This window comes from Pseudomonas sp. R1-7, from assembly GCF_051132105.1.
Lineage (GTDB): Bacteria > Pseudomonadota > Gammaproteobacteria > Pseudomonadales > Pseudomonadaceae > Aquipseudomonas.
Genome location: NZ_CP071661.1, coordinates 1962886 through 1975818 on the forward strand (window position 1 = coordinate 1962886; position 12933 = coordinate 1975818).

Sequence of the window (12933 nt, forward strand, 5' to 3'; positions counted from 1 at the left end):
ATGAATGCTGAAAACGCCTTGAAACTTGCTCGCCGGTTTATCGGGTTGCCTTTGGACAAGCGCCAGATGTTCCTGGCAGCGCTGGACAAGGAGGGCGTGGATTTCAGCAGCTTTCCCATTCCCCAAGGCGTCGAAGCCGAGGATCGCCAGGCGCTGTCCTATGCCCAGCGGCGCATGTGGTTTCTCTGGCAACTGGACCCGCAAAGCGGCGCCTACAACCTGCCGGGGGCGGTGCGGCTCAAGGGAACGTTGAGCCTGCCGGCGCTGGAACAGGCTTTCGCCAGCCTGGTGGCGCGTCATGAAACCCTGCGCACGGTGTTCCAGCGCCAAGCCGACGACAGCCTCTTGCAAGTGCCCACCGATGCGCCGCTGATGATCGAGCAACAGGACCTCAGTGGCTTGCCGGCAGGCGAGCGCGAGCAGGCGGTGCGCCAGGCTGCGCAAGCACAATCGATGCGGCCGTTCGATCTGTCCAGCGGCCCCTTGCTGCGGGTCGAGCTGCTCAAGCTCGATGCACAGGAACACGTGCTGCTGTTGACCTTGCACCACATCGTCTCCGATGGCTGGTCGATGAACGTGCTGATCGAAGAATTCATCCGCTGCTACGACGCCCATGAAGCCGGCGTGCCGCCACAACTGGCCGACTTGCCGATCCAGTACAGCGACTACGCGCTGTGGCAGCGCCGTTGGCTGGAGGCCGGCGAGCAGGCGCGGCAACTGGCGTACTGGCAGGCGCAGTTGGGCGATGAGCATCCGGTGTTGGAGTTGCCGACCGACCACTCGCGCCCGGCCATGCCAAGCTATCGCGGCAGCCGCTATGAATTTGCCATCGAGCCAGGGTTGGCGGAGCAACTGCGCAGCGCCGCCCAGCAGCATGGCGTCACGCTGTTCATGCTGCTGCTCGGCGCGTTCGACGTGCTGTTGCATCGCTACAGCGGGCAATCCGACATCCGTGTCGGCGTGCCAATCGCCAACCGCAACCGGGATGAAATCGAAGGCCTGATCGGTTTCTTCGTCAACACCCAAGTGCTGCGCACCGAACTGGACGGCCAGACCCGGGTCGACGAGTTGCTTCGCCGGGTCAAAGAGACCGCGCTCGGTGCCCAGGCCCATCAGGATTTGCCCTTCGAACGCCTGGTCGAGGCATTGAAGCTTGAACGCAGCCTCAGCCATACGCCGCTGTTCCAAGTGATGTACAACCATCAACCCCACGTGGCGGACGTCACCACGATCCGAACGGCGTCCGGCCTGGAACTGGGCATGATCGAATGGCAGGCGCGCACCACCCAATTCGACTTGACCCTCGACACTTATGAAAAAGCCGGCACGTTGCACGCCGCGCTGACTTACGCCGACGATCTGTTCGAAGCACCGACCATCGCGCGCATGGCGCGGCATTGGCTGCGATTGCTCACAGCCATGATTGCCGATCCGTCCCGGCGTATCGGCGAGCTGCCGCTGCTTGATGCCGACGAGCACGCCACGTTGGTGCATGGCTGGAACGCCACGGCCCAACGCTACCCGACCGAGCTGTGCGTGCATCAACTGATCGAAGCCCAGGTGGCGCGCACCCCGGACGCCACGGCGTTAGTGTTTGGCGAACAAAGCCTGAGTTATGCAGCGCTCGATGCCCGCGCCAACCGCCTGGCCCATCTGCTGCGCAGGCATGGAGTGCGGCCGGACAGCCTGGTGGGCATCTGCATCGAGCGTTCGGTGGAAATGGTGGTCGGCCTGCTGGCGATCCACAAGGCCGGCGGCGCCTACGTGCCGCTGGACCCGGAGTACCCGCAGGAACGCCTGGCCTACATGATCGAGGACAGCGGCATCGGCTTGCTGCTGACCCAGCGTTCGCTGTCGGCGGGGCTGCCGACCGAGGGAGTCGAGGTCATCGCGCTCGACCAACCGGACGGTTGGCTCGACGGTTACAGCGACAGTCGCCCCGATGTGATGATCGCCCCGCTGAACCTCGCCTACGTCATCTACACCTCAGGCTCGACCGGCAAACCCAAGGGCGCCGGCAACAGCCACGCCGCACTGGTCAATCGCCTGTGCTGGATGCAACAAGCGTATGGCCTGGACGGCAGCGACGCGGTGTTGCAGAAAACCCCGTTCAGTTTCGACGTGTCGGTGTGGGAGTTTTTCTGGCCGCTGATGACCGGGGCACGCCTGGTGATGGCTGCGCCGGGCGTCCATCGTGATCCGCGACAACTGATCGACACCATCAAGCGTCATGGCATCAGCACGCTGCACTTCGTGCCGTCGATGCTGCAAGCGTTCATCCATGAGCCGGGCGTGAACACCTGCGAAGGCCTGAAGCGCATCGTCTGCAGCGGTGAAGCGTTGCCGCTGGATGCGCAGCAGCACGTCTTCGCCAAACTGCCAAACGCCGCGCTCTATAACCTGTACGGTCCGACCGAAGCGGCCATCGACGTCACCCATTGGACGTGCGTTGATGAAGGCGCCGATTGCGTGCCGATCGGCCAGCCCATCGCCAACCTGCGCACCCATGTGCTCGACGCCGATCTGTCGCCGGTACCGTGGGGCGTGGCGGGCGAGTTGTACTTGGGCGGGGCGGGGCTGGCGCGCAGTTATCACCAGCGTCCGGCGCTGACCGCCGAGCGTTTTGTGCCGTGCCCGTTCCATGACGGCGCACGCCTGTACCGCACCGGCGACCGCGTGCGCCAGCGCGCCGACGGCGTGATCGAATACCTTGGTCGCCTCGACCATCAGGTCAAGCTGCGCGGCCTGCGCATCGAGCTCGGCGAAATCGAGACTCGCCTCGTGCAGCATCCGCGGGTGCGCGAGGCCGTGGTGCTGGTGCAGGACGGCAAGCATCTGGTGGGCTACCTGGTGCTGGAGAACAGCGACGCGCATGAGCATTGGCAACAGGACGTCAAGGCCTGGCTGCTGGCCGGCTTGCCGGAATACATGGTGCCGACCTACCTGATGCCATTGACTGGCCTGCCGGTGACCGCCAACGGCAAGCTCGATCGCAAGGCCCTGCCACAACCGGACGCCGCGGCTCGACAAGCGTTCGTCGCCCCGCAAGATGCACTGCAAACCGCCTTGGCTGAGATCTGGCAGGGCGTGCTCGGGGTGGAGCGCGTCGGCCTCGAAGACAATTTCTTCGAACTGGGCGGTGACTCGATTATTTCCATTCAAGTGGTAAGCCGCGCGCGGCAGGCCGGTATTCGTATCCACCCCCGCGACCTGTTCCAATACCAGACCGTGCGCAGCCTGGCGCTGGTCGCCCGCCACGACAACCACAGTGTCCCGGACCAAGGACCGGTCACTGGCGATGTCGTGCTCGGGCCGATCCAACAGCAATTTTTCGCCCAGGCGATGCAGGCCCGCGAACACTGGAACCAATCGCTGTTGCTGACCCCACGCGAACCACTGGATGCACAACGGCTCGACGCGGCGTTGACCTGCGTCATCAACCACCATGACGCGTTGCGCCTGCGCTTTGTCGAAGACTCCGGTGCTTGGCGGCAGAGCCATGGGCCGCTGTTGCAAAGCGCCGACCTGTGGCAGCGCGATGCCCGATCCGTCGACCAGTTGAACGCGCTGTGCGACGAGGCGCAGCGCAGCCTGGACCTGCGAGACGGGCCGCTGGTGCGCGCCATGCTGGTGAACCTGGCTGACGGCAGCCAGCGACTGGCGCTGGTCATCCATCACCTGGTGGTGGATGGCGTGTCGTGGCGGGTGTTGCTGGAAGATCTGCAGCAGGCCTACGAACAATTGGCGGCGGGGGGCGGCGTTACGTTGCCGGCCAAGACCAGCGCCTTCCAGAATTGGACTGCGCGGCTAATGGCCGAAGCATCGCGCTTCGACGACCAGTCGGCCTATTGGAAAGCCCAGCACGAGGGCGCGCGGGACCTGCCTTGCGAACACCCGCAGGGCAGCCTGCAGAACGTTCAAGGCGCGAAGATCGAATGGCGCCTGGAGGCCGGCCTGACCCGGCAACTGCTGCAACAGGCGCCGGCCGCCTATCGCACCCAGGTCAACGATCTGCTGCTCACCGCGCTGGCCCGCACCATCAGCCGCTGGACCGGGCAACCGGGCACGCTGGTCGAGCTCGAAGGCCATGGCCGCGAAGCGCTGTTCGACGACATCGACCTGACCCGCACGGTGGGTTGGCTGACCAGCCTGTTCCCGGTGAACCTCACCGCCACCGATGACATCGGCGGCTCGATCAAGACCATCAAGGAGCAACTGCGCAGCGTCCCGGACAAGGGCCTGGGTTACGGCGTGCTGCGTCATCTGGCGGCACCGTCGGTGCAAGCGCAATGGACAGACCTGGCGCCTGCGCGCATCACTTTCAATTACCTCGGCCAGTTCGACCGCCAGTTCGATGAAGCGGCGCTCTTCGTGCCGTCCGGCGAAGGCAGTGGCGTCGCCCAGGACCCGACGGCGCCACTGGCCAACTGGCTGACCGTGGAAGGCCAGGTCTATGGTGGCGAGCTGACGATGAGCTGGGGCTTCAGCCGTGAAATGTTCGACAGCGCGACCGTGCAGCAACTGGCCGATCAATACGCCGTCGAGCTCAAGGCGCTGATCGACCATTGCGTCAACCTGGCTGAACCGCAAGCCACGCCGTCGGATTTCCCGCTGGCGCGGATCACCCCGTCGCAACTCGATCATCTGCCAGTGCCGGCGGGTCAGTTGGATGATGTCTACCCGCTGTCGCCGATGCAGCAGGGCTTGTTGTTCCACACCTTGTACGAGCAGGCGGCGGGTGAATACGTCAATCAGTTGCGGGTGGACGTACAAGGCCTGGATGCCGAGCGATTCCGTGCGGCGTGGCAGGCCACCGTCGCGACGCAGGACATTCTGCGCAGCGGCTTCGTCTGGCAGGGAGAACTGTCGCAGCCGCTGCAGATCGTCCACAAGCAGGTGCAGTTGCCGTTCACGGTGCTGGATTGGCGCGAGCATGCCGATCCGGCCCAGGCCCTCGCCGCGCTGGCCGAGGCCGAGCGCGCGCAAGGTTTCGACTTGAGCCAGGCGCCGCTGTTGCGCCTGGTACTGGTGCGGACCGGCGTCGAACAATGGCATCTGATCTACACCCATCACCACATCCTGATGGACGGTTGGAGCAATTCGCAGTTGCTCGGCGAGGTGATGCAGCGCTACAACGGCCGCGCGCCGGCCCGCACGGGTGGGCGTTATCGCGACTACATCGCTTGGCTGCAACGCCAGGACGGCCAGCTCAGCCAGGACTTCTGGCGCGCACAACTGGCCCCGTTGCAGGAGCCGACCCGACTGGCCCGTGCGGCCTTGGACAGCGGCGGCGAGAGCGGCCACGGCGATCATTTCCTGACCCTCGACGCGCCGCGCACCCAAGCGCTGGAAGCGTTTGCCCGCCAGCAGAAAGTCACCGTCAACACGCTGGTGCAAGCGGCCTGGCTGCTGTTGCTGCAACGCTATACCGGGCACCAGACCGTGGCGTTTGGCGCGACGGTGGCCGGTCGGCCGGCGGATCTGCCGGGCATCGAGCAGCAGGTCGGCCTGTTCATCAATACCTTGCCGGTAATCGGCAGCCCACGTCCGGACCAGACGGTCGGCCAATGGCTGCAAGCGGTGCAGGCGCAGAACCTGAGCCTGCGGGAGTTCGAGCACACGCCGTTGGCGGACATCCAGCGTTGGGCCGGGCAGGGCGGCGAGGCGCTGTTCGACAACCTCCTGGTGTTCGAGAACTACCCGATTGCCCGGGCCTTGCAGCAAGGCACGGGCAGCGACGTCACGTTCGGCGACGTTGCCAACCTTGAGCAGACGCATTACGCCCTGAGCGTGGCGGTCACCCTCGGCGAACAACTGGCGCTGCACTACAGCTACGAGCGCCGGCAGTTCGCCGACGAAATGATCGATCACATCAGCGCCCATCTGCTGCATCTGCTTGAGCAATTCAGCCAGGACGCCGGACGGAACCTGGGTGAAATCGCCCTGGCCAGCGGTGCCGAACACGCTCGGCAACACGTCGAGAACCACCCGCAGCCGTACCCGGTGGACATCGCCGTGCACCAGCGGATCGCCGCGCTGGCGGTCGAGCGCCCGCAGCGCACGGCGGTGATTTTCAATGGCCAACATTTCAGCTACGGCGAGATCGACCGACGCGCCAACCAACTGGCCCATGTCTTGATCAGCCGCGGCGTCGGCCCGGAGACCCGCATCGGCGTGGCCCTGCCGCGCAGCGAAGGGGTGATCGTCACGCTGCTGGCGGTGCTCAAGGCCGGCGGTGCCTACGTGCCGTTGGACGTCAGCTATCCCCGTGAACGCCTGGCGTACTTGATGAAGGACGCCGGGCTGGCGCTGCTGATCAGCGACTCCTCGGTATCGGCGCAGTTGCCCGTGGATGAATCGTTGCCGCTGCTTGAGCTGGACCGTATCGATCTGCGTGAGCTGCCGGTCAGTGCGCCATCGGTTCAACTCGACCCGCACCACCTCGCCTACGTCATCTACACCTCCGGCTCCACCGGCAACCCCAAGGGCGTCAGCGTGGCCCACGGTCCGCTGGCGATGCACTGCCAGGCCATTGGCGAGCGTTATGAAATGCGTGACAGCGATTGCGAATTCCATTTCATGTCGTTCGCTTTCGATGGCGCCCATGAGCGCTGGCTCACCAGCCTGACCCACGGAGCGTCGCTGCTCATTCGTGACGACAGCCTGTGGACCCCGGAGCAAACCTACAACGCCATGCACGAGCATGGCGTGACGGTGGTGGCGTTCCCGCCGGTGTACCTGCAACAACTGGCCGAACACGCCGAGCGCGAGGGCAGCCCGCCGAAGGTGCGCATCTACTGTTTCGGCGGCGATGCGGTGCCCAGCGCCAGTTTCGAACGGGTCAAGCGCGCCTTGCGTCCCGAGTACATCATCAACGGTTATGGCCCGACTGAAACGGTGGTGACGCCGCTGATCTGGAAGGCCGGTCGCCAAGTGTCTTGTGACGCTGCCTACGCGCCCATCGGCAGCCGCATCGGCGACCGCAGCGCCTATGTGCTCGACGCCGACCTGAACCTGTTGCCCCAAGGCATGGCCGGTGAGCTGTACCTGGGCGGTACCGGATTGGCTCGTGGTTACCTGAACCGGCCGGGGCTGACCGCCGAGCGCTTTGTCGCCGACCCGTTCAGCGCTGGCGGCTTGCTGTATCGCACCGGAGACCTCGTGCGTCAGCGCGTCGACGGCACTTTCGATTATCTGGATCGCATCGACAACCAAGTGAAGATCCGCGGCTTCCGCATTGAGCTGGGTGAAATCGAAGCCAGCCTGCAAGCCCTCGATGGCGTGCGCGAAGCCGTGGTCGTGGCCCAGGAGGGCACCGCCGGCAGTGGCAAGCGTCTGGTCGCTTATGTGGTGGCGGCAGCATCGGCCGGCGAAGATTTCGCCGAGCACTTGCGTGAGCAACTCAAGGCGACATTGCCGGCGCACATGGTCCCGGCTTATCTGATGATGCTCGAACGCCTGCCGCTGACCCCCAACGGCAAGCTCGACCGCAAGAACCTGCCCAAGCCTGACGCCAGTCAATCGCAACACGCCTACCTGGCGCCGCGCACTGCGCTGGAACGGCAACTGGCGGCGATCTGGCAGGACGTGCTCAAGCTTGAACGCGTCGGCCTGCGGGATAATTTCTTCGAGCTGGGTGGCGATTCCATCGTCTCGATCCAGGTGGTCAGCCGCGCCCGCCAGGCCGGCATGCATTTCACGCCCAAGGACCTGTTCCAGCACCAGACCCTGGAAATGCTCGCGACCGTGGTTCGCCAGGGCGAAGCCGCCCAAGTCATCGATCAGGGGCCGGTGACGGGTGAGCTGGCGCTGTTGCCGGTGCAGCGTGTGTTCTTCGAACAGGCGATACCGCAGCGTCATCACTGGAACCAGGCGGTGATGCTCAAGCCGACCCAGCGCCTGGACGAATCGATCCTGAGCCAGGCGTTGAGCGCGCTGCTGCAACATCACGATGGCCTGCGCTTGAGCTTCATGGAGCAGGACGATGGCTGGAAGGCGACTTACCTTCCTGCGCAAGCCCAATGTGAAGACCTGCTCTGGACCGTGGACGCGCCTGATGCGCAGGCCTTGCAAGGCATCGCCAACGAGGCCCAGCGCAGCCTGGATCTGCAAAAAGGACCCTTGTTGCGGGCGGTCTTGGCGACGTTGGCCGATGGCAGCCAGCGTTTGTTGCTGGCCGTGCATCACTTGGTGGTCGATGGCGTGTCGTGGCGAATCCTGTTCGAGGATCTGCACAGCGCCTATCGCCAGTTGTCCAGCGGCGTGGCGGTGCAATTGCCGCTGAAAACCACCTCGACGCAGGTCTGGGCCGAGCGCCTGCAAGCGCACGCCCGCAGCAAACGCTTGGCGGAGGAACTGGCGTTCTGGCAGGCCCAGCTCGAAAACGTCGATGCCTCGTTGCCAATGGATAACCCCGCAGGTGGCCAGCAGAACCGTCTGGCAGTGACGGTGCGTACGCGACTTGACGCCGCGTTGACCCGGCAACTGCTGCAAGACGCGCCCAAGGCCTATCGCACCCAGGTCAACGACTTGCTGCTCACGGCGCTGGCGCGGGTGATGGTGCGCTGGACGGGCAGCGACAGCGCGCTGATCCAGCTCGAAGGCCATGGTCGCGAGGCCTTGTTCGACGACGTCGACATGACCCGCACCGTTGGCTGGTTCACCAGCCTCTATCCGGCCCGGCTCACGCCACGGGCGGACTTGGGGGATTGCCTCAAGCAAATCAAGGAGCAACTGCGGGCGATCCCCGACAAAGGCCTGGGCTTTGGTGCCTTGGCTTATCTGGCGGATGACGCGATGCAGGCGATCCTGGCCGGTTTGCCAACGCCCAGCCTGACCTTCAATTACCTGGGCCAGTTCGACGCCAGCTTCAACGAAGCCGACGGCGCGTTGTTCATCCCGGCTGACGAAGCCGCTGGCGATGAGCTGGACGCCGAAGCACCGCTGTCCAATGCGCTGGCCTTGAACGGCCAGGTGTTCGGCGGCGAACTGAACCTGGGCTGGACCTTCAGCCGTGAGCAGTTCAACGAATCTACCATCCAGGCGCTGGCCGACGATTATGCGCTGGAGTTGCAGCAGCTCATTGAGCATTGCTGCCGGGGCGAGCACAGCGGCGTAACGCCGTCGGACTTCCCGCTGGCGAGCCTGAGCCAGCCACAACTGGATGGGCTGCCGATGCCGCCCGCGCAGATCGTCGATCTGTATCCGTTGTCACCGATGCAACAAGGCATGCTGTTCCATGGCGTGTACGGTGACGCGAGCGGCGACTACATCAACCAACTGCGCTTGGACATCGACGGGCTGGACCCGGAACGCTTCCGCCAGGCCTGGCAAGCGGCGGTCGATGCCCACGACATCCTGCGCACGCGGTTTGTCTGGCAGGGCGATTTGCCGGCGCCGGTGCAGGTGGTCGGCAAGTACCTGGAGCTGCCTTACAGCCTGCACGACCTGAGCAATGATCCCCTGCCTCACCAGACCCTGCAGGCCCTGGCCGATGCCGAGCGCCAACACCTTCATCTGAGCGCGCCGGCCCTGGTGCGGTTGATGATCGTGCGTCTCGACGAGCAGCGTTATCACCTGATCTACAGCCACCATCACATCCTCATGGACGGCTGGAGCAATTCGCAGTTGCTCGGCGAGGTGCTGCAACGCTACAGCGGGCAATCCGTTGCCGCGTCCGGCGGACGTTATCGGGACTACATCGCCTGGCTGCAACGCCAGGACGCTGCGGCCAGCGAGGCGTTCTGGAAGCCTGCGCTGCAGCGCCTGGAAGCACCGACACGGCTGGCCGATGCGGTTGGCAAACCGACGGACGCTGGCGTTGGTTATGGCGATCATATTCAAGTGCTGGACGAGTCGCTGACCCGCCGCCTGGAGGCCTTCGCCCGCGCCTCGAAAGTCACGGTGAACACGCTGGTGCAAGCCGCTTGGCTGCTGCTGTTGCAGCGCTATACCGGCAAATCCACCGTGGCGTTTGGCGCGACGGTGGCTGGTCGTCCGGCTGACTTGCCCGGCGTCGAGCAGCAGATCGGCCTGTTCATCAACACCTTGCCGGTGATCGCCAGCCCTCGGGCGGAACAGTCGCTGGACAGTTGGCTGCAAGCGGTGCAGGCACAGAATCTGGCCCTGCGGGAGTTCGAGCACACTGCGTTGCTGGACATCCAGCGCTGGGCCGGGCAGGGCGGCGACGCGCTGTTCGACAGTTTGCTGGTGTTCGAAAACTACCCGATCGCCGAGGCCTTGGAACAGGGCGCGCCGGACGGTTTGCGCTTCGGTTCGCCAATTACGCAGGAACAGACCAACTATCCGTTGACGCTGTTGGTGGGGTTGGAGCGGCAGTTGTCGGTGCACGTGAGTTATCAACTGGCGAGCTTCTCGGCGTTTACCGTGGAGCGATTGGCGGCGCATCTGGCGCAGTTGCTGGGGCAGATGACCGCTCAGGGCGAGCGCCCGTTGGGTGAGCTGTCGATGCTGGGGTTCGATGAGCATCAACGCCTGACCCATGATTGGAACCCGGTGGATGCGCCGTTCGAACAAGACGTCTGCATTCATCAGGTGATCGCCCGCCAAGCGGAAAACACCCCGGACGCCTTGGCGGTTACTTTCGCCAACACACGCCTGAGCTACAGCGAACTCGACGGCCGTGCCAATCGCCTGGCCCACAAGCTCATCGAACTGGGCGTCGGCCCGGAAGTGCGGGTGGGCGTGGCGATGCCGCGCTCCGAGCAATTGCTGATCGCCTTGCTGGCGGTGCTCAAGGCTGGCGGCGCGTACGTGCCGTTGGATCCGGATTATCCGGCCGAACGCGTGGCGTACATGCTCGATGACAGCCGGGCGAAAGTGCTGCTGACCGAGCAGGTGGTGGCTTTGACGGTTCCGGCTGAAACCGAAGTGCTGATGCTTGATCGGATTGAGTTGACCTCATATCCCTTCACCGCACCGGTCACTGCGGTCGCACCAGACAACCTCGCCTACGTCATCTACACCTCCGGCTCCACCGGTAAACCCAAGGGTGTGGCCATCGCCCATCGCAACGTCCTGGCGCTGATCGACTGGTCCAACACCGTCTACAGCCGCGACGACATCCAAGGCGTGCTGGCCTCGACCTCGGTGTGCTTCGACCTGTCGGTGTGGGAGCTCTTCGTGACCCTCGCCAACGGCGGCTCGCTGATCATCGCCCGCAACGCCCTGGAACTGCCGCACCTGCCGGCCCGCGACCAGGTGCGCCTGATCAACACCGTGCCCTCGGCCATCGCCGCGTTGCAGCGCAGTGGGGCGATTCCGAGCGGTGTGCGCGTCATCAACCTGGCCGGTGAGCCACTGAAGCAGAGCCTGGTGGATGCTCTCTACCCACAGGAGTTGGGTAAACAGGTGGGCGGTGGTGTCGAGCATGTCTACGATTTGTATGGCCCCTCGGAAGACACCACCTATTCCACCTGGACCCGCCGCACCCCCGGCGGCACGGCGAACATCGGCCGCCCACTCAAGCACACCGCCAGCTACCTCCTCGACGCCAACCTGCAACCGGTGCCCCAAGGCGTGTCGGCTGAGCTGTACCTGAGCGGCGCGGGCATCACCCGGGGCTACCTCGGCCGCGCGGCGATGACCGCCGAGAAATACGTGCCCAACCCGTTCTCCACCACCGGCGAGCGCCTGTACCGCACCGGCGACCTGTGCCGTTATCGCGCAGACGGGGTGCTCGAATACCAGGGCCGCATCGACCATCAGGTGAAGATCCGCGGCTTCCGTATCGAGCTGGGGGAAATCGAGGCGCGGTTGCTGCAACAGCCCAAGGTCAACGAGGTCGCGGTGCTGGCCCAGGAAGGGCCGGGCGGTCAGCAACTGGTGGCCTACGTGGTGGCCTCGGCGGACGCCGAGACACTGCTCGATCCACTCAAGGCCAGGCTCAAGGAGCACCTGCCGGACTACATGATCCCGGCGCACTGGCTGTTCCTCGACCAGCTGCCGCTGACCCCTAACGGCAAGCTTGATCGCAAGGCCCTGCCGGGCATCGACGTCGGGCGCTCGCAAAGCGCATACGAAGCGCCGGTCAGCGAACTGGAGCAGCAAGTCGCGGCGATCTGGGCCCAGGTGCTCACTGTCGAGCGCGTGGGCCTGGGCGATCACTTCTTCGAGCTGGGCGGCCACTCGCTGCTGGCGGTCACCGCCGTCTCGCGCATGGCCCTCGAACTGGGGTTGAGCCTGACCCCGCAACTGCTGTTCCAGCACCCCGTCCTGCAGGATTTTGTCGCACAAGTCGACAGCACGGACGGGCCAATCAATGAAGAGAAACTGAACAAGCTGGACGCCCTGCTTGATGAAATGGAGGAAGTCTGATGGACAAGAGTGTTGCTTTGAGGGTTGCCAAGCGCTTTATCACTCTGCCGCTGGACAAACGCAGGCTGTACCTGGAGAAGATGCTGGAAGAGGGCGTCTCGCCGGCCAACCTGCCGATCCCCGAGGTGCGTTCCGGGTTCGAGCACATTCCGCAGTCCTATGCCCAGGAGCGCCAGTGGTTCCTCTGGCAAATGGACCCGCACAGTTCGGCCTACCACATTCCCAGCGCCCTGCGCCTCAAAGGCCAACTGAACGCGCCGGCCCTGGAGCGCAGCTTCAATGCCCTGGTCGAGCGTCACGAAAGTCTGCGCACCACGTTCGCCGAGCAGGGCGAGCAAGCCGTTCAGGTTGTCCACCGGCAGATGCCCCTGAGCATCGCTGTCGAGGCGCTGCCGGCCGGTTCACCGATCAGCGAGGACGCACGCATCAAGGCTTACATCGAAGGCGAAACCGCGCGTCCTTTCGATTTGCGCCAGGGGCCGTTGCTGCGGGTTTCGCTGTTGAAAATCGCCGAGGATGACCATGTGCTGGTGCTGATCCAGCATCACATCATCGCCGATGGCTGGTCGATGCGTGTGCTGGTGGACGAACTGGTGC

2 protein-coding genes (1 of these 2 only partly in view) are annotated in these 12933 nt (G+C 64.6%); both read left to right on the plus strand.

The genetic code is table 11. The features are described 5' to 3' along the window. On the plus strand, positions 1-12336 hold the full coding sequence (locus tag J3P79_RS08930; RefSeq protein WP_434609787.1) for a non-ribosomal peptide synthase/polyketide synthase: 12336 nt from the start codon (positions 1-3) through the stop codon (positions 12334-12336). Next, positions 12336-12933 carry the 5' portion of a non-ribosomal peptide synthase/polyketide synthase gene (locus J3P79_RS08935; protein WP_434609788.1) on the plus strand. It continues 12863 nt past the right edge of the window, so only the first 598 of its 13461 coding nucleotides appear in the window; its start codon is at positions 12336-12338; its stop codon lies beyond the right edge, outside the window. Before J3P79_RS08930 ends, J3P79_RS08935 begins: the two co-directional genes overlap by 1 nt.

Bases quoted from the DNA above. Each gene is read 5' to 3' on its own strand.
- J3P79_RS08930 (WP_434609787.1), top strand. From the start codon at position 1: ATGAATGCTGAAAACGCCTTGAAACTTGCTCGCCGGTTTATCGGGTTG.